14 protein-coding genes and 1 pseudogene are annotated in these 24236 nt (G+C 60.3%); 4 read left to right on the top strand and 11 right to left on the bottom strand.

Annotated elements, in window-relative coordinates:
* Positions 1 to 51 precede the first annotated feature (51 nt).
* The 10 genes from dpdD to Mth01_RS21420 all read right to left on the bottom strand — a co-directional run bounded on the left by dpdD (position 52) and on the right by Mth01_RS21420 (position 19710).
* Entirely contained in the window at positions 52 to 2034 is a 1983-nt protein-coding gene (gene dpdD, locus Mth01_RS21375) for a protein DpdD (RefSeq protein ID WP_204017691.1), read from the bottom strand.
* Positions 2031 to 2552, bottom strand: a complete 522-nt coding sequence (gene dpdK, locus Mth01_RS21380) for a phospholipase D-like domain-containing protein DpdK (RefSeq protein ID WP_275408998.1) — start codon at positions 2550 to 2552, stop codon at positions 2031 to 2033. Before dpdK ends, dpdD begins: the two co-directional genes overlap by 4 nt.
* The gene (gene dpdJ / locus Mth01_RS21385) at positions 2552 to 7045 is read right to left on the bottom strand and encodes a protein DpdJ (RefSeq protein WP_204017693.1); all 4494 of its coding nucleotides are present in this window, start codon (positions 7043 to 7045) and stop codon (positions 2552 to 2554) included. The genes dpdK and dpdJ overlap by 1 nt, the downstream gene beginning before the upstream one ends.
* Entirely contained in the window at positions 7042 to 7728 is a 687-nt protein-coding gene (locus tag Mth01_RS21390; RefSeq protein WP_204017694.1) for a hypothetical protein, read from the bottom strand. The genes dpdJ and Mth01_RS21390 overlap by 4 nt, the downstream gene beginning before the upstream one ends.
* Entirely contained in the window at positions 7725 to 10781 is a 3057-nt protein-coding gene (dpdH, locus tag Mth01_RS21395; protein WP_204017695.1) for a protein DpdH, read from the bottom strand. Before dpdH ends, Mth01_RS21390 begins: the two co-directional genes overlap by 4 nt.
* A complete protein-coding gene (dpdG, locus tag Mth01_RS21400) occupies positions 10774 to 11670 on the bottom strand; it encodes a protein DpdG (protein ID WP_204017696.1) in 897 nt (298 codons plus the stop codon). Before dpdG ends, dpdH begins: the two co-directional genes overlap by 8 nt.
* Positions 11671 to 14259, bottom strand: coding sequence for a protein DpdF (gene dpdF, locus Mth01_RS21405; protein ID WP_275408996.1), 2589 nt, complete (start codon positions 14257 to 14259; stop codon positions 11671 to 11673).
* Complete coding sequence (dpdE, locus tag Mth01_RS21410; RefSeq protein ID WP_204017698.1) at positions 14256 to 17663, bottom strand: protein DpdE; 3408 nt, start codon at positions 17661 to 17663, stop codon at positions 14256 to 14258. The genes dpdF and dpdE overlap by 4 nt, the downstream gene beginning before the upstream one ends.
* Positions 17660 to 18166: a hypothetical protein gene (locus Mth01_RS21415; protein WP_204017699.1), complete on the bottom strand. Its 507-nt coding sequence runs from the start codon at positions 18164 to 18166 to the stop codon at positions 17660 to 17662. Before Mth01_RS21415 ends, dpdE begins: the two co-directional genes overlap by 4 nt.
* A gap of 1145 nt (positions 18167 to 19311) precedes the next feature.
* Positions 19312 to 19710 carry a transposase gene (locus Mth01_RS21420; protein ID WP_204017700.1) on the bottom strand — a complete coding sequence of 133 codons (399 nt, stop codon included), beginning with the start codon at positions 19708 to 19710 and terminating at the stop codon, positions 19312 to 19314.
* 297 nt (positions 19711 to 20007) lie between these two features.
* Between Mth01_RS21420 and Mth01_RS21425 the strand changes: the two genes are divergently transcribed.
* The gene (locus Mth01_RS21425) at positions 20008 to 20547 is read left to right on the top strand and encodes a hypothetical protein (RefSeq protein WP_204017701.1); all 540 of its coding nucleotides are present in this window, start codon (positions 20008 to 20010) and stop codon (positions 20545 to 20547) included.
* 90 nt (positions 20548 to 20637) lie between these two features.
* On the opposite strand, the gene Mth01_RS21430 is transcribed toward Mth01_RS21425, so the two are convergent.
* On the bottom strand, positions 20638 to 22836 hold the full coding sequence (locus Mth01_RS21430; protein ID WP_204017702.1) for a serine/threonine protein kinase: 2199 nt from the start codon (positions 22834 to 22836) through the stop codon (positions 20638 to 20640).
* Between the two features lie 223 nt (positions 22837 to 23059).
* Between Mth01_RS21430 and Mth01_RS29860 the strand changes: the two genes are divergently transcribed.
* From Mth01_RS29860 to Mth01_RS29870, 3 genes and pseudogenes are all read left to right on the top strand, one after another.
* Complete coding sequence (locus Mth01_RS29860; protein ID WP_239089877.1) at positions 23060 to 23521, top strand: hypothetical protein; 462 nt, start codon at positions 23060 to 23062, stop codon at positions 23519 to 23521.
* A 12-nt stretch (positions 23522 to 23533) separates the two neighbouring features.
* Positions 23534 to 23902 (top strand): annotated as a pseudogene (locus Mth01_RS29865) (DUF4037 domain-containing protein); the annotation flags it as partial.
* A 15-nt stretch (positions 23903 to 23917) separates the two neighbouring features.
* On the top strand, positions 23918 to 24160 hold the full coding sequence (locus tag Mth01_RS29870) for a hypothetical protein (protein ID WP_239089878.1): 243 nt from the start codon (positions 23918 to 23920) through the stop codon (positions 24158 to 24160).
* Positions 24161 to 24236 lie beyond the last annotated feature (76 nt).

Below are 24236 nucleotides of genomic sequence, written 5' to 3' on the forward strand. Positions count from 1 at the left end.
TTCGCCGAGGGCCGGACGATTGTGCGTAGCTTACCGAGGCAGTGCTGTCACCTACTGGTCGGTCAAGACGTTTACAGCTGCGCGCAGGAGCGAGGCTGAACCGCTTCCATCGGCAAAAGCAATCTTGGCTTTCGTCTTGGCTGTAATCGCGCCGGTCGCGGCATGCGTGGCGCATCTGGTGGCAAGAGCGACTCTGGTGGCGTGCTGAGCCTTCTGCTTCAATGAGGCCGTGGAGGTCTTTTCGCTGCTTGTTAAAACTTTGATACCAGGGGCAAGTTTTTCGAGAGCCTCAGCGACGCGCGCAAGGACCTGCTCGTCGAGGGAGTAAAGCAGGATGACCTCCCCCTTGCCGTTTATCCGTTCCTCTATCGCTGAAGGTACGAGGCTTTCATCTGGTGTCCATGACGGTTCAACGTTAAGTTCTTTTGCGAGTTGCTTGGAGAAAGTCAGTGTGGAGGGATCGAGCCGAGTCGAACGCCTTAGGAGGGGCTCAAGCAGAGCAACCGCGAGATTGAGTCTGGCACTCTCATCGGGGCATGGGGCCAGGACAAGTCGGTCCGCGAAATCCAGTACGATTCGCCAGTTGTCGATCGATACCCACTGGGGCGATGTATCCCTTAACTCGTCCAACAGTTGGCGATAATCGCTCGCGGAAGGCGATGAACGAAGATAGCTTTCCGTGAGGGCATAAACCGCATTGAGGTCGCCCGGAGCCAGGCGACTTCCGCTAAGGGCGTAGTTAATGAACTCTTTTGTAGATTGCGGCGCAACGTACGTGTACTCATCTGCTTCGATGAAGGCTCCCGCGAGTCTCCAGCACCGATCCCATTCTTGGTCCGTCAGATCCGCCAGAAGGTTGGCAACCTCACTATCCGAGACCGCGGGAGGTGGCCACTCACGCCAGGTCGAATCGGCAAGGACTGCGTTGGGATCGATGCCATCCTTCGCCACGGCCTTAAACAGACCCAGCCAGGAGGTGATCGATTGCTGAAGCGCCGTCTCGATCAGTGACGACTTTGCCGGGTTGGGTTCCGTCATTTGGTCAGCCGCGCTCGTAGTACGCTTCCGTGCAGTATCCAGCAGAGCGGCCGGGATGATCCCTATCTGTCCCTGCTCATCAATAGTGCGGAGCAAGATCCTGAGATAGTCGACGTCACCTCGTCCGACAGCAGCGGTCAGTTGGACCGTGAGCGCCTGCGGCCCAAGGTGATGAGCATACTTTTTCACCGGCAGCGGAAGATCTAGAGTCCGAAGCCGCTCATAAGCAGCCTCGAAGTCGCTCTCGTTCAGCGGATCTTCGAGTACCGTCGACCGTACAGCATTGAGCACGGCCTCCCACACCGGGACGGGCGGATTCTGCTGGAGTACGTCGGATAGATCCTCCATTTCAAGCAGTTGAGTACTGAGCCCGAGTCGGTCGAGACGTTTGATCTGTAGATGCGCAAGGTTGGTAGGCGTCATGCCCCCACGCACCCGAATCTCTTCGAGAAGCCGTAGGGAGCCTGCCTCACCGCCGGCCGCGAGTTCCGCTTCGAACTGGGCGATCAAGCGGCCCAAGGGCCTGGGCGTGCTCCACGTCCTACGCGGCTGTGCGCTCAAGGTCACCAGCATCAGTCCAAGTGATTCGCGAAGTTTCCTCCTCTTCCTCGAGTTCTTACCCGCCTGGAGGATGAAGGTCGTGTCCTCCGAGAAAAAGTCGATCACTGCCCTGTCAACTGGGTCGTTTCGATCCAGGGTCGCCGGCGTCAAGTCGCCGGACAAACAGTAGGACGGTCCCGCGAACGAAACGATCAAATTTCGGATCGCCGCAACCCCAGAGCGCTTCCTTACGATGACGTACATCGCAAATTCATCGATGATTTCTTGGTATCGGGGGAGCGCGATAGGGAGGTTACTCTTTGTGAGGGCGTATTCAATGAATGGTGCAACGTATGGGGTGAGTTTAGGTTGGTCCGCATCGTTACCCTCCCCCATAAACCTCACAAGGAACTCTCGCATGCGGGAGCCATCAACCTCAGGTTCTCCCGTGCTCACTCCGACTCCTTCCACCGCGCACGAAAGTCGATGTGTGCCTGAGCCACGCTTGGATCGCTGGTTCGGTAGGTGACAGACTCTTCGCTGTCACCCATGCCCGATATCGTAAAGTTCATCGAACCCGTCATAATCCAGCCATTCCCGCACAGTGTCTTCTCGTGCATGTTCGGGTCGCGAATAATCCGGAGTCGCTCCTTATCCCTGATCACTTCGTTGAGGTGTTCGATGAAAACGGTGTTATGTGGATTATGCCTCGTAGCGACACAGATCTTTGCACCTGCGGCGGCTATAAGAGCGAGCATGTGTGAGAGCCTGCAGACGCTCGGCGGGTCATCGCCGAGGATCGAATCGAAGGCACCCTGGCTGTTGTCGAGTACCTTGACATCCGAAATCCACCCGGAGACGACCCAGAGAACCTTACCCGGATCTAAGAGTTCACCGATGAGAGCGGTACCAACGATGTCATCAACCCGAAGGCCGAGGTTGTTGCCGGTACGGACGGTACGCTCCAACGACATCACCAGACTGCCTCCTGCAGTTCGACCTTGACGACGAAGAGGTTGGCCGCACGTCGGACACCGGTAACTACCCCATGCGTGCGTAGGACGTCGCGGTCTACAGGCAGGGCCGGTACTCGGCGTAGCGCCTTGCCGAGGCGTCGGGATTCGCTCGCTGGGCAAGTGAGCTCGACAGCGCCAACCGAGTCGCTCCCAAGCGCGTTCTGATACGTCCCTTCCCAGTCCAGGTCCCTAAGGTCAATCTGCGGAAGGTGCTCATCGATGATCGTTTCCAGGAAGAGACGATCGAGAACAGGCGGACGATCGTAGTCCACGTACGGCTGATAGTGCCTGAGGTGGTGGGATCGGGCGTCCAATCCACGTGGCCAGAGCATGCCGAAGACCTGGTCCGCGCTAAGTCCGGGGCCTTCCACATTCACCTTGCCGGCGCCAACCGCGTAGGCGATCACCCGTGCGTCCACCTCGATGCCCAGGCGTGATTCCAGTTGGCTCCACGCTTGGAGGAGACGCAACGTGGTCGCGTCTGTCTCTGGGGAGCTACCCGGCCGGAGTAACCGGGTGGACAGCGTAGCGATCGCGCTGTGCCGTGGAGTTCCATCAAGATCTGTCCACGCGTCGCGCAGTCTTCGCAGGGCATTGGCGGACTGCTCAGCCGAAACTGCTGATCGGAGTTCTGCTATCGCGGTAGCCGCCGGTCCGTATGGAGCCTCCTCCACGATATGTTTCAACAATCTACTAACCGTGGCATCGGTGTATTCGTACTCGTTGGGCCTCATCGCATTAAGGACAAGCGACCAGAAGGCTCCCGGGTCCTCGGAGTATCTGGTCGCCAACTTCTCGATGATTCCCAAGCCACCGATCGACGTTTCTGTGATCCAGACGATGTCCGGATCCATCTCGCTCCCGGGCAAGACATCAATGATCAGATCTTGTTCCTGAGCTTCGGGGCAAGCGCGGAGGGCGGCAGCGAGGACCGCCGCCGCGAGAGTGTCCCGATAGGAACGGCGTGCGAGATCTGCAGTTATCGTGGCAACGTTATCGTCCGTGAGAAGATGCGAGGCCCGTTCCAGCGCTGCGATGGCCGTTGGGGTATGACTCAGTTGGACAAGTTCAGCGACGAGTTTACTGTTGGCCTGAGCCGAGTTATCAAGATCATTTTCACGATAAAGGACGCCGAAGATCTTCGGTAGGTCATCTCGCCAAGACCCATCTGCAAGTGCGGCGCGTATCTCCTTCGGCGTCCTGGCTCCGTCGAGGCTTGCGAGAGAGAAGGCCGTGATGTAGATGAGGGAGAGCCATGCCCGTTTGAAAGAGTTGGCGACGGTGCCCAGTTGTGGGTCCTCCGCGACTGCCCGGAAAAAAGCCTGGGATCTCCACGCCGGCGACGTCAGGTGCCTCCGAATGCTGCCAATGTGCAAATCGATTGGTTCGAGTTCAATACGGAGAGCATCAACCTCAAGTCGAAAGCCCAATGCGGCAGGCTTCCCTTCGAGGGTGTACTGTACTGTTCGCCGATCCGTCTCCGAACGACGCTCAAAGGCGATATCGCACTGCGCTCCGTAAGTCATGCGTCGGATCTCAACCGAATTTCCAGCAGCATGGGTGCTGAATCCAACACTTCTGATCCGGTTCCGCCACGTTGCTGCCAGGGGTATGTCGCCTGGGTAGGGGGGCCTGCCTTCTGGGACCCTCACTTCGGTCGCCCACTGAGGCATGCCCTGCGAACGGTCAGCGATCTCCCTCCGTGGCTCGGTAAGCCTCAATCGATACGGGCGGAGCACTGCCACGCCCTCGGGGAAGCTATGGGTCTGAGGATGCCAAATGCCTTCGTTGATGCTATCGGGTACGAGGGCTTCCGCCAGTTCGAGGGCATCGCCGCTCTCCGGGACTGGAATCCATGTACGGTGCTCGTCGCGTAGAACGCCATAGCGTCGACTGACCCTCCCGGGAACTGCTTCCCTGAGTGCCTTCGCGATCGGCAACCGCTCCTCTGCTGATCCTGTATCGAAAGGCAGATCAAACTCGACCTCCGGAGCGTTGAGTGGATCGAACAAAGAGCGAGTCACAAACTCAGGCATCATGGCACCGGGCGATGTCCCTGGATCACGCCGAAGGCCATTCCATCCCGTCTTGAGTCGCCGCAATGAACTGGGCACCACTGAGAGAAGCAGCGAGCGTGGTTCCTCCCAAAGAAGAGCCTGGGCCTCCTCGTCCTTGATGTTCAAGGCAACTGTTAGATGCTTGGCCAGATTGTCCTGCAGCACTTGCTCCTTGAGGAGACTCTCGAGCAACTCGGCCAAACGCTCGGCAGCGGCAGGGTTGCTACCAACCCTTCCCTGTCCCGGCGCGGTGAGGAGATACCTGGGGTCGTCCCAAGAGCCCTGCTTCCGCAGACTGAAAGCAAGCCAGTCGAGCAGCGACTGTGCCGCCTGGATCTTGAGGATGTAGCGATTATTGATCGGAAGTCGGCGTGCGCCCAGTTCCGGGGCGAAGAGCGTCTCGTACCCTTGATAGCTCAACCGGTCTCGCCCATAGTCGGACAGCGTGACGATTGTGATCGGCCGCGTCCCCCGAGTTCTGCCAGCACGGCCTCGCCTCTGGATGAACGCCGCTGCGTCATAGGGCGCCTTATGCTGCAGCACGAGGCCCACGCGAGGGTCGTCGAAGCCTACCTCAAGCGATGCAGTGGCGACCGTCAAGTTGGTGTTCAGGTCCATGCCGGCGTCCTGACTCGAGGTACGCCCGATCCTCAACTCGCCTACGTTCAGGTCAGCATCGAGTGTGTGACCGATCTTTTCGATCAGGTCCCACGATTGGCCATCGCGTAGACGCTCGCTCCACTGCGGAAGGCTGGGTGCTCGGAGACCAGCAAGAACCGGTTTCTTACGATTGCGGAAGCCTGACCTACTCTGTCCGCCTTCCGCATCCCGTAGGTTGTTGTAGAACCGGTTAGTCACGTCCAGGTCATCTGTAAACAGGAAGCCCGTCGAGCCGTATAGGAACGCCTGTCCTGCCGTATCCATTATCCGACCGAACAGCATGGCAGTCTGAATTGATGTGGAGAGGTGGCTTGCTCCCGAGGTAGGGTCGCTTCGCAGCGCGATCGAATACTCTCGACCCTCCTCTTCTAGTTCGTCATCTGCCGGTGTGATGTACTCGACCATGTGATCAGAAAGGCCGGTTAGTTCGGCAAAGAACCGATTGGCATCTTTCAGGGTCGCACTCAGACCAACGAAAGTGACACGACGCCCGACGGCGTTTCGCCATCGGCGCAACAGCAAGGCAACTTGGGCACCTTGTGTACCCGAATAGGTGTGGACCTCATCGAGGAGGACCAGTTGAGGAACGTCGTAACCTGTCCACCCCAAGAGCTTGCCAAGCCCGACATTTGAACTGTTTCGGTTCAACTGCTCGGTGGTCGTAAAGAGCAAGTCCGGAGGTCGACTTTGCAGCGACTTCCTCGTGAGCGCGAGGGTTCCGTTCGGAACCACATAGGCACACTTTAGGCACTTGAGAATTTCCTTGCCAGCCTTCCGGTCGGCATGGCTCCAGAGGAGATCACCTGTCGGGCATTTCGGGCAACTTAAATATGGACAGACCAAGCCGGTATCGCATTGCTTCCAGGCTCTCCGCGCCATGTTGTTGGGCATGTCAAGGGCGCCGACTTCATAGGGAGTGTCCGCATACAGGGCCCCAATTCGCAACGGACGTCGTTTTATCCGAACAAGCATCGGTGCGAGATCGGCAGCGGTACCAACCGCTGTACGGAGTTGGTCCCGGAGCAGTTCCTTCCGTGGGTAAAGAGCCAGAGTGTGGAGTCGCCACCTGCCCGGTTGTGCCGCCTGTGCCATCGCGGCGAATGCAGGAAGGTAAAATGACAGGGTCTTGCCGCTACCGGTTCCCGCACCGATGATGATACCCGAGGAGTGGCCATAGCTGAGGGAGGAGTAGACGGCGGCAGTCGCTGCGATCTGGAAGCGACTCAGTTGCCGAGTCCCTATCTGTGCCCTCGCGACCGCGTCCTGCAACGCTCCCCACCCAGAGACCGAATGAAAGCGTTCTAGCGCCTGCCGTATCGGGACGTCGCGACTCGGATAGCGGCGTTTGGCGGTATGGATCCGATAGTCAGCAACGAGAACAGGTCCTCGAGCCCACCAGTTGGGCGGAAATGATCCATCGCGCTGACGCCAGTCAAACAACTGACGCAGGTTAACTGTGAGCCGAAGCGCCTCGGCGAAGCGGGTACGGAAGCGCGGAGGCGACGTCGCAGGGAGTTTGAAGAGCAGGGCGCGGTCGACGAGTTCGTCAAGGACATCATCAACGTCCAACTCCAGTGGTGGTTGCTGGTCGACGAGGGCCGTGAAGATGACATCCCTTACCTCTTCTTCGGAAAGCGCCCGATCGGTGATCCCCCATGAGAGAAGAGGGAGTTCTCGATCTTCCAACAAGTTGAGCAGTTGCCCCGCGAACTCTCGACTTAGAGCATCCTTCACGAGGTCTTCCTCCGAACTTCGATCTCATGATCGATCGAGAACCTCCGTAGGAGTTGAATCTCCTCATCCAAGAGGTCCTTAAGCGTCAGAGTCTGGCGCGTCAAACGATCCAAGACTGACACCAACTCGATCGGTACATCGGGCGCGTGATGGAGTTCGTCTGAGAGTTGGCGCAGTATGTTTACAAAGATCCCAACATCGGGAGCAGCGAGACTGTTGCTTGAAGCGATCTTCCGTAGTTCGTTCAGGCGGGCTCTAGCCTGAGCAAGGTCCGCCTGCTTCAGCATCGGCAGTCTATGGGTGGGCAGAGCACCGATCCGTTCGGCCGCCCACGCACGCCAGACCTCGTACGCGGCCTCTCTGATGCTCGCCGCAGCCTTCTCGATCTTCTGCTTAGCTGCATTGAACGCTGAGTCGGACGGGAGTGCACCACCCTCGGCCCTACGGGCAAGCTCATTGTGGCCATGGGAGACGCTGGAGAGATCAATGTCATGCGCGGTCTCCTTGACCACTGCCCGGGCAACCCTCAGTTGGCTATCCAACTGACCCAACGCTGTCCTGACGGCCTGGACCCGCTGCCGGACCCGCTGTGCCTGCTGTTCCCCTTGCTGGCCGAGTTCGAGGCGCCGGACTTCACCGCGCAAGATGTCCGCCTTGTCCAAGACGGAGATCGAATCTGTCATTTCTCGGTACCCTCCATCGCACTCAGCGCTGCCCACTCCTGGAGAAGTGTCTGCACTTCGTCTGTGATTGAGTCCCCCGTGCCCCCGTGCCGCTCTCTTGCATCTGCGAGCGCCCTGGTCAGCCAGGTATCCGAAGCAACTAGGAAAGCGCAGATCACCTGAAGGCTGGCCCCATGGTCACGGGCGGCCGCTACGAGTGCCCTGTCAAACTGGCCCTCTGCCGACGCGGAAGTAATGCTTTCGAGATCCCTTTCAGCAGCGGCTATCGCACGCCAGTCCGCGCCCTCGGCTGCTGCAGCCAGTTGAAGAATCCTCTGCCGCTCCATCAGGTTCGGCGACAAGCCGACAGTGTCAGCTGCTTCGAGGCTGGCTCGAATAGCATCGACCGTAGCCTTGCCTTCTCCACCGCGCGGTGCGCGCGATCTGATCTCCGCGACCATCTCTTTGAGTTGGTCGACCTGCTGGCTGACTGCGCCTTCGAGGCCGCTGAGTCCTGAGACGGTGTTACCGACCCATTTCGGCACCCCACCTGAGGAATCCCACCGCCAAGACCGGGCAGCTTCCAAAACGAGTGGTAGGGCCCGAGCAGCATCGATCATGCGAACGGCACCTGTCACCCCCTGGCTGATACCCAGACGAGATCGGAGAGCGCCTACCAGTGATGCACGCTCACGCAAGTGATTCTCAAGCCGTAGGCGCCAGGCTGGGACTCGAGATGCAAGATCTCCGCGCTTCCAAGTACTGCCGTCGTCGAAGGCAACATCCATGAGTTCGATGTCGCTCATTCCAGGCCAGGCCCGGCCGGCAAGCGCGGCACCCACGAGCGAGACCTTTAATCCTACCACCAGGCTCTCGTCGGAACTCTCTATGAACTTCACAAGCGCATTCGAGAAGCTTCCACCATGGTTCTCGGCAATGCGAGCCAGTCGCCAGGTCGCTTCCGAACGCGCCCCGGGAGCACCTTCTTGCGCTAGCAGCAGCGATTGGAAGAACTGACTGTTTGTTGCATTCCTGAGGAAGGAAATGGGAGCCCTCTCGACCCCGGGGAGATTCTCCCCCGCCCCCTCGATGGAGACAGTGATCGCCTTGGCCGGCCAGACCTTTTCGATCGACCCCTCCCCCTTCTGAGGCAACTCCTTCATAAGGGGAGACGACCAGAGGTAACGACGAGTGACCGCGTTTATAGCCAGGGTGCGCAACTCACGAGCGAGGACTTGATCCAATCTCTTGTCGCGCGCCGCCCAATCTTCGAGCCTCTGCAGCTTGCCCTTGAGTGACTTCGAAATCCCGTCACTACGAGGCACCAGCGAAACGGTCTTTTCTCCTACCCTCTGACCTCGGTCAGAGTCGCCCTCGCCATTCGATGGGAGCAGATCCTCATCAAAAACAGGTAGGCCGAATGCATTTCGGATACCCTCCTCTATATGCCCAGCATTGTCTGGGGCATCTGCCCAGAACTCGAGAATAAGCCGGTGCCTGTGCGGGTCGACATGATTGTGGTTTCCAATGAACTCATCGACACTCGTTGGCAGAGCGGTGTCAATCTCTGCTGTCCGGAACCGCTCACGGAGGCGTTCGGCAGGAAAGGAACCATCCCTAATCTCATTGGCTGAGTCAACCAGGACCGGTCGAATAACGCTACCGAGGAAGGTACGAGGCACGAAGGCCCATGGCCGGTTGGATGGTGCAACCGAATGGGCCATGCGGAGAAGCGAGGATCGATTAAACGGGTAAAGGCCGTATCCCTCGCTCGTCAGGCCGAAGGACTCATGACATTCAGTCTTGAGGGAGCAATTCTCGCAGGCGTTTGTAAAGTTTTTTCCCCCGGCCCTCTCAAGCTCCTCTCGTCCGACGCGCGCAGCGTTGAGATATCGGCCGGCAAACGACGCAATCTCCTCCACCCCCGCGTTTCCCTCATCAAACACCTGATCAAGGTCATAGACGTAACCTGTGGTCGAGGCAGATACCCGACTCATCACGGTCTCGGGGAGGTCACGGAAGTAACCCGTCGTGACTGCCATCAGCGTACGCATACTCGCATAGCGTTGACGTCCCTCTCGAGTCGCGGCTTCGGTCAGCGCCTCCAAGAGTTCGCGCTGCACCCCCTGAATAAGCGCGAAGTCCTCCACCAGGAGAATAATCTCTTTGTCCTGCGTTTCATACGCTTCTCGGACCTCTAGCATCGCCTTAGCTAGTCGACCGGTACCGATATTAGAAGCACTCTTTACGGCGCTTTCCATATGCGTATTCAGCATATCGACAGCGTCCTGCCGAAGATTCGGTATAGACAGCAACTTCTCAAGAAGCCTCTGCGCAATCACAGAGGCTTGCTTCACCTCTTGGACTTCCAGTGGAAGGTCTTCGACCGAGAAGCCTGGCGCCCGTTCAGGATTCTCAAGATCCCGATTGTTCAGAAGTTGTGCGGCATACTGTGGGATATATTTCCCAGGAGCGAGGAGATGCTGCTGGATGTAAGGGTCTTGAAGGAGCGAAGCAAGCCCCTTGGGACCAGAAAGGACGCGCGCCTGCCTAGATGGGACATCATCTGGTCCAGTTTTCGCTAGTGCCTCATTCAGTGCGTTGATAAGACGGCGCGACAAACTTTCCTCGTCCACGCCCTCACTGAAGGAGCGGACGTCCTTGCGGAGTTGGTCTAGGGAATCTCCCTCTACACCTTCGAGAAGTTTTTCAACAACGGATTTTAGACTGGTTTCCGACTTTTCGAGGTAGATCACTCGCCGTCGTGCAGAGGAGGGGATATGTTCTCGTACCCACCTGACTAGATGCGATTTTCCGGATCCGGAGTCACCCACCACTGGCATCAAGAGAGTGCCTGTGGTCAACTTACTCTCCAGGAAGTCCCGTAGAACTGTTCGCTCGTCTACTGTTATACCCGTTGGCTTCAGGTCTCGGCCCTTAATAAGCGAACGGCTGATCCTCAACGGGGCATGCGTTGCCAGGAAGACCTCAGCGGATGGATTGACGGCCTCTGTGCTGATCGTTGCAGATGCGGTTTCAGGGGCCCAGCAGAGGTGGTTGCGAAGATCAGACATTGTAATCCTTGATTACAGTGATTGAACTGAAGGTGTGCGCGGTCAATGGGCGTTCCGGATCATTGATGCTCAGCAACTGGTTAGCGTCGGCCTCTCGTTCGAACTTCAGCCACTCCTCGTACCCCCCACGCAATAGAGCGAACGAAAGGGCTGAACCGGCAAATGTATCCTCGGGATCTTCAACACCAAGACCTCGCGAATATACCCCGCCCGGCAGGACAGGAATTTTTTCGCGCAGCACACGCACAAACTCCACTGCATTGACATTCGCATTGTGCTCCCAGGTCTCCATCACGGTCTGCCTGACAGCGACAGTACAATCAGGCACGTACTGGCCGACGTCTCCCATAGTAGGCAGCGCTGCCGCGGCCAGGCCGAGAGCAGGAGCCCATGCCGTGAACCTGTTCCAGCGATTGGGATTGGTCACGGCGGGACGAGCCTCGACTATCAAGGCGCCATCTTGCAGAACTTCGAAATTGTTGGACCCTACTATCGTAGTTGTCGGGTCCAAACTGAGAAACCAGCAAAGTGCGCGAGTTAGATCAGCAGCACCGGTATGCTCTTTCCCGTTCTTAATGACTTTGTTCTGCTCAGGATTAAAAACTGCCCTTCGCAGGACAATACAGAAATCATCCCAACTGCTGCCATCCAGACTGGCCACTCGTCCTTCCAGCGAGATCCGATCGTCATCGGACTTCTGGATAATACCCAGCCCCAGCAGCGTGTTAATAGCCCGGTCGAACATCTTATGATCCCCACCGGTCAGCGATGATGGACTGAGTAGCTTGCGGGCTCGTTCAACTGCCATCGGGCGCTTCTCGTGCACGAGAAGGCGCACCAGGGCCCATGTAGGCATGGGAAGCGATGCTTCAACATTGAGCAGAGTCATCTAGAGCGCCCCCAATGCGCTTTGAATGGAGAGAGTGCTGCTATGAACGTCAATAAGACGATATCCCGGTTTCTTGGGATGCGAAAGATCCTGATGGTGAATTAAGTAGGTCGAGTCCATGCTCCAGAAGCGCTCCTTTACGTCGTCATTCATCACTTGCTGATTGGAATCGAGCATCCAGACAACTGAGCCTTGATAACTACAGAGGAGGTCTTCATCCTGATCTACGATGACCACCTCGGGGCGAACGGACTTCTGAATCTTTCCAAGGATACGCTCATCGACACCCGGTCCCCCGATCACCGCGATACCCCGACGACATAGCGCCTCGATGAGATCGGGAACAAGGCTTCTAGCTTCCCTCTCATCCCTCCACCAGATGCTGAGGTTCCTATCGCCCTCAGCCAAGTAGTTCCACAGTGGGAGATTCGAGTCAGCCCGCCATTGGGTAAGTGATGGGTGCGGTTGCCAACCAGTACGATAGAAGCCTCCTGGAGGTGGAAGCGCCTCCTTGCGACGGCAATGATTGCATCCTCGGCATGTCGGCGAGGTGCGAAGTGGACCGTCAGCAGTCGGTAAAGTGTAGTAGCCGACGAGGATGTCGGCCATGCATATATCGCCGGCGACGGCAGCCTTGAGTTGCGTCAGCGCATTTGTCTGGCTCGCAAGCATTCCGCTGCGCGCGGCCTCGATTGCGTTATTGAAGTATTGTGGATCATTGGTCTTGCCGTCGAGAATCACAACATCCACACGACTAGACAGCAACTTGTAATAGGCCGCCAGTCGCTCGGTCCACTCATCTTCCGGTTCGTCCCCACTGGGACTCGGCACCGGCGGGGTCCTGACTTCCACCAGTTTCGCTCGCACCATCAGATTGAGTGTGCGGATGTTCCAGGTGCGGTTCATCTCTGTGCTGACCGAAATGTTTGGCGGTCGCGTGTCCAAGTCGATCAGGTAGCCGTCCGCTGTCTTGGCTATCTTGTTGTTGAACATGCTTATCCACCTAGGCCATGCTTGGCCCTTGATGATGACCGGACTGTTGATGCTCTTGGCGATTTCGCTATCTCGCCGGGTTGTCACCATGTAGGCAACGGATGGGCTTCCGTCACGGCCGCCGCGGCCGACCTCCTGGTAGTACCGGTCCACAGTCTCTGGTAAGCACGCGTGAACCACGCTCTTGACATCGGGCAGGTCGATCCCCAGACCGAAGGCAGACGTACCGACGATCACGTCGTACCGCGTCGGGAGCGGTCCGGACGCTCCGTTACCGCTCCATCCCTCCATCCGTTCGCGCCGTTGGTCGGCGCTAGCGTCGCCAGTGACGGATGCCGTGCGGAGGAACCCTATCTCCTTGATCCGACTCTCCCACTTGTAGGCATCATCGACCATAGACACATACAAGATCATCGGTCGCGGCAACTTGGCCACCGCTTCCAGAACTGCCTCTTCGCGTTCTTTCGCCGGCAAGGACTCGATGTAGTAACTGGGTTCGCTCCTCAACTGGGAGGCCCAGACGACCTGCGTTGTCTCGGATTCACCATAGAGATCCTTGATGGCGTCGACCTGCTGCGCGGTCAGTGTGGCACTCATCACGATGGTCCGTGGTTCCCGTCCCTTCGGTGAGCGACGGATCCACGCACGGCGCTGGCCTGCCATCGTCTGGAAGTCGGGGCGGAAGTCGTTGCCCCATTGCTCGATAAGATGCGCTTCGTCGATCACAAAATATCGCAGCAACCCTGCTTCCGCAGCATCGTCCAGTGCAGAGTGGAGGCCGGTAGTGATTGACTCCGGAGCCGCGTAGATGACCGGTTGACGGCCGGTGCGGATATCTTCGCGAAGATCACGCTTCAAGTCGTCTGGGAGATCACCCGTGTAGGCGTAGCGTCCACTCGGAGCTGCCCGCCGGCTCTGGCCCAGCAACGCCCTCGTCCGCCGCTCCATGTCGAGGGCTAGGACAACAGTCGGCACGACGACTACTGATACTCCAGCACCCTTGTCATCGAGAAGGATCGGTGCAAGTGCAACCGGCGTTTTACCGTGCCCTGTCGGGAGACAGACGATGGTCGTGGTTCCGGGAGGTGCCATGGCGACTGAGCGAGCAGCCTGGCGCTGGCCGATCGAGTAATAGCTGTCGTAGCCGAGGGACGCGGTCCAGAAGGGGTCGGCCGGAAGGCCAGCGAGAGTACGTCGCTGCAGCGAATCCTGGCCACGGTAGACCTCGCGGAGGTCGGCTTCGACCGCCTCCTTCGCCAAACCGTCAGGGGTGGGCGGGTGCCAGGGCACTGCCCTCACCACGAGTTGCTTCGAGTCCCCGGTGGCAGCCTGGCATCCGCATTCCCACCACTGAGCGAAGGTGGGGAGCAGTGGGTCGACCGGGACGGTGAGAGGCGAGTGATTCCCACGAGCGACTGCCTCTAGGAGGATCTGGCGGGTAAGCGCAGCCACATCCCGCCACCCTGATGCACCGAAGGACAAGGCGGCGAGTGCGTCCGCCAGTCGACGAGCAGTGCCGCTGGCACCATCAGGAGCCACGACAGTCGGCCACTCGGCGTAGAGTTGCTTGGCCTGAACCCAACTGTTCGTGCTCATCGGACGCCAATCTGCTGGCCGAATCGGATGATGCAAGTCACTGCGACAACCTTCACTGTTGGTCGCGTGAGATTGTCGATCAAGGCCTGTGTAACTGCCACGTCTGTGAGTAGGCTCTCGGCGTCGCCTACGAGATGCCCAGCTAGTTGACGAGTACGGGCCTGCGCTATGGTGACAGCAACACGCTGTCTTGCCTCATCCTGAGCACGCGCACATCGCTCGGACAGTTCCTTCGTTTCAGCCAAGTGAGCTCTTGCGGCCAACTCGGAGGAGGAGGCTGAGACGCGGTAACCATCCCATCCGTTGAAGATCTCCAGCAAACCCTGCAGGCGGATTGCGTTGAAGTTCTGATCCTTCTTGTTGTCATAGGGTTGGTCCAGCCATGCCCGAGCCTTCTCATTGATGACTGGTTTGCCGGATCCCGCGTCGATCCAGACCTTTAGCGTGAACGGCGCGAGAAGCTTATCCGCCTGGCGCCGCAGGGCGCGACTCGCGTCGGGGTGATCACCTGCGAGGGCGAGAGCGCCAGTGAGATCTGCCTCAACTAGGTAGTCGAAGCCGAAGTACGCCTGCGGTTCTCCTCGGTAACCCCTGTCAAGTCGCCGGAAAGCGGTTGCCTGGCCACGATCCTCGAGGTACACGGCCTCAGCCAGGACATCGACAAGAGGGTTACCGATGCGGAAGAGACGGGTGCCTGGGTGCTTGAGTGCCATGTTGCGGTTGAACGTGCCGCGCAATACCTCGGGCGTGAGTCGCGTGCGCGCGGCACGCCACAGACGCGGCTCGATCTTCGGCGTCGGCCCGGAGGCATCGAAGATCATATTCGGGCAACCGTCGACGGTCCTCTCGTTGTAACGAAGCCCGATTCCACCCGAGGTGTCGACATAGCCGGACAGAGCCTGGCTGATGTCGCGCCAACCGAATTCCATTTCCTGCAGGGAGGTGGCGATGTCACGGCCCTGGATGGAGGTCTCATGGATCGATTCCAGCATGTCCATCTTGTCAATCTCGCGTCGGGCCTCGGCGAGATCGGCCTTCACCCGCGCGGCCATGGCCAGCAGACCTTCGAGGCCCCCCTCAAGCCCAGAAGCCCAGACGTCGTTCAACCCTTCGGCGATGGCATCTTGAAGCGTCGAGACCGACACTGAGAACAACTCGTACCCATTGAGCAGTAATTCGACCCATGCTTCGAGGTAAGAGGCACCCGCGTCCTCATCGGCCAACCGGTACTGGAGAGCAGGGGTCCGACGGCCGGATACGCCAGGATACCTGTCCACGCGCCCGAGTCGCTGCTCAAGTTGGTTCGGGGACCAAGGCAGGCGCAGATGGACAACCGCCTCGGCATCCTGGAGGTTGAGTCCCTCCTCTGCGGTGTCGTCTGCGATTAGAACGCGTGTCGCGGGACCGTCCTTGGCAGACCATCTCACCAGCGAATGCTCCGACGCCTCGGTTCCCGCCCTGCCCGAATGTTCAAGGATGGCGACACTTCGGAAGCGCCTACTCATGCAGTCGGTAACCGCCCCGGCAAGCATCCCAGATCCACAGAAGATCACCGTCCGGTGACTCTTCTTCAGCGCCGGCAGCAACTCGGTCACGAGTGCGTTGACGATCTGAGACGCCTCGGCTTCCTGTTTCGCAGCCTGCCACTCTGTGAGCAAGTGCCGCTCCACGTCGAGCACTTCAGGTTTGCCAAGCAGTTCACGCTCCTGGGTATTCAGCCCCGCCCTAACTGCTGCTCCTTCGTCTCGGTTGATGCGCCAGGCGAGCGCGTCTCTCAGATCGTTGGACCAACCGCCCGCGCGGGCAAAGAGGACAGCGAGCACCATTCCGTATTTCGCCTTATGCTGCTCAAGACCATGGTCGAGAAGGTAATCCCAGACTAAGGATCGCCAGTCCATGAGCATGGTCTGGGCCGCCTCGTGAGCACTGTTCGTCGTCGGCAAGAGGACGGGCGCCTGCCGGCCGCGGACTTCGTAGGGAAGGTACACAGCTTCGGGATCGTCGACCGTGACGCTCAACCTGCGGTGCCTGATGACGCGGCGATGGAGTCTGTAGGCTTCGCTGATGTGCGCCCTAAGCGCCTCAGTTCGCGCCTTAAGGTCGGCTTCGTCGGCACCGTCGCGGAGTTCATCGTTCTCGTCCAGCAGGGCGAGGACCTGTTGGCTCAGTTCGCAGAACCGCTCGTCTAAGTCGGGGATGATCTTTTGGATATCTGCGATCGCGTCGGGAAGCAGGTAGGTGAACTCGCTGTCCAGGGCGTGAACGTAACTGGCCAGTTCGGAGCGCAATTGATACTTGCGCTCGAATCCAGCGAGATCGGACCACTTGTAGAGGTCCGGGTCCAGAAGATGTAGCAGCGCAAGCTGAGTCACATAGTTCGACATGACCGGAGTCGCAGTCATGAGAAGAACACGTTCTGCTGTGTGGACGACGTGTGCGAGTTGCTTATAGGGGTTGGCCTCGGGAGCCATGACCTGGACAAGTCGGTGTGCCTCGTCCACAACAACCAGGTCGCTCGCCTTCCAGTCCGACCATCGTCCGGGGGCATCATGAGAGAGGATCCGAATCTTTGCGAAAGGGAAGTCTACGATGAAAAACTTGTCAACGAGTTCCCGTTGCCACTGGCGTCGCAGAACGTCAGGGGCAATGACGCAGACCTTGGCATACGGGTTATCGACCAGAGTCTGACGTATCACAAAGCCAGCCTCGATCGTCTTACCCAAACCAACCTCATCGGCGAGTAGGTAGCGCTGAACGGGATCTGACAGCACAGTGAGTGCCGCATGGACCTGGTGCGGGAAGAACTCAACAGCCGAAGACAGCAGTGCTGAGGTGCTGGCGGATGCTGCTCGCTGGGCGATCAGATTGCGGAGGAACGGCAAGCGAGCATTGTGAAAGAAACCAGACTCGTTGCCACCCGAGGTCAGGACCTGAACCGGGTCTGCCACAGGCCGGTCCCACCGTACCCGTAGTTCATCCTCACGTACGGGGAAGTCGAAGTCGGCGTTGGGAAACCGAACGTAGTACTCGCCGGGGTGAATTTGGTCCTTGACCCTACCTGCCATCCACACCCCCGTGTCCGGGTTGCGTCGATACACGCGTGTCTCAGGGGCAAGGGTCACATGCTTGCATTCAGACTCCGGAATATTGACGGAATGAACTACGGTCTGAGCTACAGACTCAAAGAAGTCGATCTGAAGCTGCGAGTCTGAAATTTGGCTGATTCGTCCGACACCGGGGGAACCGCCGTATTCGACTAGTTGCCCGGTGGTAAATCGTTTCGACATGCGAGCGTGATGGATCGGCTTCCCCTCGGTGGACTGATTGCGATTCTCCTCGAACGGCAACGCGACCTCGATCAGCCTATTCCGGGGGGTGCCGTTCGAGTCGGTCCCACTGATCATGCCGGAGCACCTCCTCCTACTGCGCCTTCCTTAGGTAGGACGTGGAAGTCCTTCGCCCCGTTTACACGACCTTTCACTTGGACAACCCAGCGAGCGTCGACCGGTTTTGAGTGAATGTCATAGCTAGGGTTGTTATGCACCGTTTCTGCGGTGATGCGACCCACCACCACCCCCGGGTCAGCACCGGGTCGACGGCCCACCACTTGGTTTCGGCCAACTGCTAGGCATGCGCCTCCGATAGACGATGCCGGCCTGCCAACGGGTTGAACGGGCCCTTGTGGGGTGATCAGGGTGCCGCACGCCTTACGCGATCCGACATGCAACTGAGCCGTCCGATCCAGATCGATCAACTGGCGACTGAACAGTGTCTCCGCGCATGCCCACCGGTACACGATCGCCGAGGCCATCTTCAGTTGCGGCTTCTTCTGCCATTGCTTAACCAGCCGCTCCAGCACGACTATCATGTAACGTTCCAGATCTCCCTGGAACATCAGTTCCTTCACAGGGAGACGGCCTTGATGATCTTCCCCACGGCGGGTCCCTCCGCGAGCACGAAGGGCGGTAGCCTGCGGTAGATCTACCTGTACAGCACCTGGATCTGGTGTGGCAGCAACTCCGGGTCGCGGACAGCGACGGCGAGCATTGAGTTGAACCACGCGAACACGCGAATCATCGGCGCCTCTGGGGCGGACTTTGAAGAGGGTGCTGTCCCAGCCAGTACCATAGGCGGGTAACCCCTTGCGTAGCATCAACCCGGTCCCGTCATCCGGGTATCGAACCTGATCGACGATCTGATACCTCGCCATCCGGTGGTCATCGTCACGGGCAACACCGCCGACCCCTGCGCCGGACGTCAACTTCTCCAGTCTGACGTCCATCACTCACCCTCACCGGCAACGGGCATGGCCGCCAACTCCACGAAGTTGCCCAACCCCTCTGCGGAAACCTGTAAAGTTAAATCTTCTACAACCTGCTGAGCTCGTGCGCAATGGCCTAGTTGGCGACATCTAGGATCCGATACGGACAAAATACCCATATCGTTACCAAAGAGACGCTAGCTCTCTGGGGCGACGCGACGGCAGCACCCACAGATAGAACTCAACCGCCATCCCAGACGCGCTCTAGCTCGCACCGAGCAACGACCCAACATCAGACACCGCCTCCAGCCTGTTGTGAGCCGAGTTCACGATGAACTCTTGCGTTGCTGGCGATGATACATGTACTTAAACTTCTGCTCAAGATGATCCGGGAGTTGAGTACGGTCGATGCTGTTGAGCATGCCATCCGCCGCCACCACGCCGCACTGCAGGGGCGATCCTCACCACGTGACCGTCCGCCATACTCGTCGTGGATGACCGGCAGATGACAGGGCATGCCAGCGATAGTGGCCCGCCCTCGCAACCCAAGGGAGGTCACAAGGCCCGGCAGCGCCGACCTCACCCTCCGGCGGCGGGCCGGTCTCCCAGCCAGGTGTCGAGCCGGGCGAGCAGCGCGGGCTTGGGCACCATGCCCCCCCGGTCCCCGGAAGAGGGCCTGGCAGGGCGACCGCCAGACCCTGATCTCCACGACCGCGCCGGTCAGGTCGGCGGCCCAGACCACGTCCATCCGGCGGACCGGGGCGGACGTGGACCCGGCCATGCCGCAGCGGCTATGGCTGATGTCGGTCACCCCGCCGTTCTCGTCGGTCACCGTCTCGTACCTGGTCGCCGCGTTGAGCAGGCCGCGGATCGGTTCGAGCCCCTCCCTGGTCGTCCACCGGCCGCGCAGGTGGAGTCGGTCCCCGTACCGCGTCCGAGCCGCCGCGATTGCGCGCGGCGCCGTCCCGCGGCAGCTCCAGTTCCCGGATCCGGGCCCGCAGTTGCTTGTTCTCCTCTTCCAGCACGTCGCCGGAGGTTACCGGGCCGGCGGGCGGCCGTTTCCCTGGGGTTGCCGCCTTCTTCCCGGCCGTGCCGGCCGAGCGCGCCTCGCGCACCCACAACCGCAGCGTCTCGCGATTGACGCCCAGATCCTTGGCCACCGACGCGTACGTCCGCACCAGGTCTGACACAGATACAACGCGACAGCGTCTGCCTTGCACTCAGACGAGTGGGCCTTCATGGCCACGAGGAACTCCTTGGTCTCCAGATCTCTATGATCCGGCACTCAAGGTGTCCACACCTCGGGGGGAGGGGCCCAAGTCGGCCGAAGGTCTCGACCGAGTGCTCACCCGCTGGTTGAACGTACGGCAGAGTTGGAAGCGGCTGATCACCGATCGGCAGCAGCCGCCCCCATCCCCCCACCTCGACCAACTGACCATCCGCATGGGCCGTCTCATCTCGGGACCAACCCGGAGTGGATTCCCGGAATGCCCGGCACCCCGCCCATGAAGACGCCAGCCGAGTTCGCGCCGACGACAGCGGACATGTCGCAGATCCTGCTGTCGGTACGGCACGCCGTCGAGGCCGTCGCCGACCACGACCTCCCCCACGTCGTCACCGCCGGTCGAGACCAGATCATGTGCGCCTCGCACATGAGGGACGCTTCGCCGTACGGCCAAGCCGGGCCAGCCGCGGTGCACCCACTCGTGGTCGCGTACCGGGAAGTGACCGGCTACACCAACGCGGCGTTGTCCCACCTGAATCAGGCCACCCTCGACACTGCGACGCCCACACAGCGGCCCGGCGTAATGGTCGCGCTCTCCATCCTCGACCGCCGCCGCGACCCGTCAATCCCCACCGCACTGTTCGATACCCCTCTCGAAGGCTCCGCACCACCGGAGGCAGCGCGCTTCACCACAGGTGCAGCATCTCCACCCTCCATCAGCCGATCAACTCGCAGCCAATCGGCTTCGATGCCTACCTCCGACACCAGCCGACACGGCGGAAAGCTAACGAGGGGAGGATGACCAGGAGCGCGGAGGCACGCGTCAAATGCCTCCGTCCGCCCAACTGAGCAGACATGACCGAACTACGGCAACCAATCGCGGCACGACGCATCACCGTGTGCTGAGTCCACGCAGATCTAGCGAAGCAATGACCTCGTCGTGGCCTTCGGCATCTTCAGGATGCTGGCTGAGGACGTACAGAGCGACCTGCGAGACGGGAAGGTACCAGGCCTTCGTCGTGTAGTGCCTGCCACGCTCGCAGCCCATGCGCCAAGAGCGGTAGGCGGCTCGTCGGCCGTCAGCGAGCTTAACGGTGGTAAGCTTTCCTGTCTTCCAGTGGAAATCGTTCATCTCGTAGAGGGCAAACTCTCCAGCCGGATTGTACTTCGCGGCCTCGTCGTCAAGGACCTGCGTTACACCTCCTCCCGCCAGGCAGGGACTGCGGATAGAGAGCTGCCAAGGTATCGGATAGTCGAGTTTAGGCCCGGGCCAGTCATTAGGTCCGGACTTGACAGAAACTGTCAGAGAGTCGGGTGGGCATGGCAGATCCCATGGACCGATAGAACCTCGAGTATTAGGCGACTCGACGCACGCGACGAGCGGCGAGACTTCGGAGAGATGCCAACCGGCAGGCAACGTCATCTTCATCCCCCAGAACCTCTCGGTGACCGCTGGGATCGTAGGTTTCCAGCCGGAGAAGTCAAGGCCAGCGATGATGCCGTCGTATTCGCTGCTGTACCGCACATCTGCAGCCAGGTTGAACAGGGCCAGTTCCGCTTCCGGTATGTACCACGCTTTCGTGGTAAATCTGGTGCCGTTCTCACACTGGACATTCCAAACCCGGTACTCTGCGCGATAGCCGCCTTTCAGGATAATGCTTTCCTTGCGAATGAGACGCCCCGGCGGCTTCGCGAGATCCTTCTGAGTTGACCCGGGGGCCATGCAGAAGGGCGGGTCTCCAACCTGCCAGCCATTGTCCTCATCGAGACGATCGCTCGGCCACTGGTTGGCCTGCGGTGCGCCCAGCCAGGAGATGGACAGCCCGGAGGTCGGAACCTTTTCTCCGGGAGCCAACAAACCAGCCTGGTAGACGTCGCCCTTGTCGAACCCCCATCCCGAGGGAAGTTGGATCTTCAATCCCTGCCAACTGACGATCTTGCCGCTAGCTGTACCAGAGGGCGTCGAAGCTGTCGACGGGGATACCTGGTGATTGGCCGCAGCAGGCACGACTGTGGAGGCAGCGACCGCTGGCTCTCGCGACCGAGTCTCGCCTATCGAAGTCCTCCCGTTAACAATCGCGACGATCGCGGTCGCAGCCAGGACGGCGGGCACGAGCCCGATGGCTAGCCACCATTTGCGGAACCGCGGTCCTCCCGCCGGCCAAGGCGTTCCCTCCTCGACGGGCATGATCCAGGTGCGGTCGAGGCGTTGAGTGACGTAGTCAGACGGGTCGCTTTCATCGGAGGGATCCTGCCGCCACGCGTTGACGACGCCCGCCAGCACTTCGGAACTGCCCGGTCGATTCTCGGGCTTCTTGGCCACGGACCGTTCGACCAGATCGCGGAGCTCCTCCGGCACCGCCGATATGTCCACGTCATCGTTCAGCACCTTCAGCGCGAGCACCTCTGGGCGGCCCGTGCCGTACGGCAGGCTTCCTGACGCGGCGTAGACCAGGAGCACACCCCAGCCGTAGATGTCGGCTGCGGACCCGCCGGACTCTCCCCGATACTCCTCGGGACTGACCCAGCCGGGTGAGCCGACGAGCGTCCCGGTCTTGGTGAGCGCCGTTTCGTCGAGGGCGCGAGCGATACCGAAGTCGATGACCTTCGGTCCGCTGGGCGAAAGGATCACATTCGTGGGCTTGAGATCCCGGTGGACAACCCCGGCTCCGTGTATCGCGACCAGCGCCTCGGCCAGTCCGGCGGCAAGGCCGAACAGTTCGTCGCCGGACAGCGGACTGCCGCTCTTGAGGCGCTGCTCCAGTGTCGGGCCCGGGACGTATTCGGTGGCAAGCCACGGTTGAGCCGCTGCGGCATCGGCTTCGTGTACACGCGCCGTACACGAACTGCGGATGCGTCCAAGCACCGCGACTTCACGAGCGAATCGAGCACGAAACTCATCGTCACCGGCCAGGGAGGGGTGGATGAGCTTGACCGCAACCCGCTCACCTCGCCTATTCACTCCGGCGAACACCGTGCCCATGCCTCCGGAGCCCAACCGGCCGACGATCTGGAAGCTCCCAACCTCGATCGGATCCCCGGGCAAGAGAGGGATTACAGCGGAAGAAGCCCTCAAGGTCACTATTTCCACCCAGAAGCCACATTGGTTGTGATAACGCGTGATGATATCTGCTGGCGGCGGAAAGCGCCGCTGCTGCAGGGACCACCCAGGCTGCCGGAGGAAGCGCCAGCAGGGCCAGGCAGGAGTAGGTGGTTCCTGAACGACACCGCGATTCGAATGTGTCGAACTCCGGCAAGGATGGACGCTGCGAAACTCGGTGGCCCCCTGGACGCTTACCCAGCACAGTGAGCGCATGGATACGCCCACCGCCGAGTTCCTACCGGGTCTCACGCTGTCACGGATCCTCTATGAGGAGGCGGTACGACCGATCCTCGAGAAGGAACACCCCGGGCTGCGGTACGCCGCCGCGAGGGTCGGGCCGGGATCAGAGGTGCTCGGGTTCGACACCGCGCGGTCGACAGATCACGACTGGGGGCCGCGGCTGGAGCTGTTCCTCACACCCGAGGACGCCGCCGCGCACGCGGCTAACCTGCACCGGCTCCTGGCGTACCGACTGCCCAAGCAGATCCGCGGCTGGCCCACGCACTTCCAACACCGGCATCCGGGAGACCCGGTCGGCCACATGGAGGTGACGGACGGCCCGGTCGACCACCGGGTCTCGATCACCACCGTCGACACCTGGCTGAGCGCTCACCTCGGCCTCCACCAGGAGACGGTAGAACTCACCGTCGGCGACTGGCTGGCGATGCCATAGCAGAAGCTCGCCGAGACCACCGGGGGCGCGATCTTCCACGACGGGTTCGGCACGCTCACCGCCGTACGGCGGCGCCTGGCCTGGTACCCCGACCAGGTGTGGCGGTATCTGCTGGCGTGCCAGTGGCAGCGCCTCTCCCAGGAGGAAGCCTTCGTCGGGCGCTGTGCCGAGGTCGGCGACGACCTCGGATCCGCCCTCGTCGCCGGACGACTGGTACGTGACCTGATGCGCCTGTGCCTGCTGCTCACGCGACGATACGCGCCATACGCCAAGTGGCTGGGCAGCGCGTTCAGGCAGCTGCCCATAGCCGAGAAACTGACGCCGTCGCTGCGCGGCGCCGTCACGGCGACGGACTATCCGGTGCGAGAGCGGCACCTGTGAGACGCCTACGAGATCGTGGCCAACCTGCAGAACGACACCGGGCTCGCGCAGCCGGTGGACCCGACGCGCAGGTCATACCACGACCGGCCGTTCCATGTGCTGCACGCCGAACGCTTCGCCCAGGCCCTGGCACGGACCATCACCCACCCCGAGCTGAGCGTCTTGCCGCTGTCCGGATGCGTTGACCAGTGGGCGGACAACACCGACTTTCTCGGACGGCAGCAGCCGGTGCGTGCTGCGATCTCCGCGCTCCTGTGAGGGCTCAGGTACTCAACCCCGAACTCAGCCTGGCCGATCTCGCTGAGGACATGACGGAGATCGGCTACCCGACGTG

The organism is Sphaerimonospora thailandensis, assembly GCF_016863115.1.
GTDB classification, from domain to species: Bacteria; Actinomycetota; Actinomycetes; order Streptosporangiales; family Streptosporangiaceae; genus Sphaerimonospora; species Sphaerimonospora cavernae.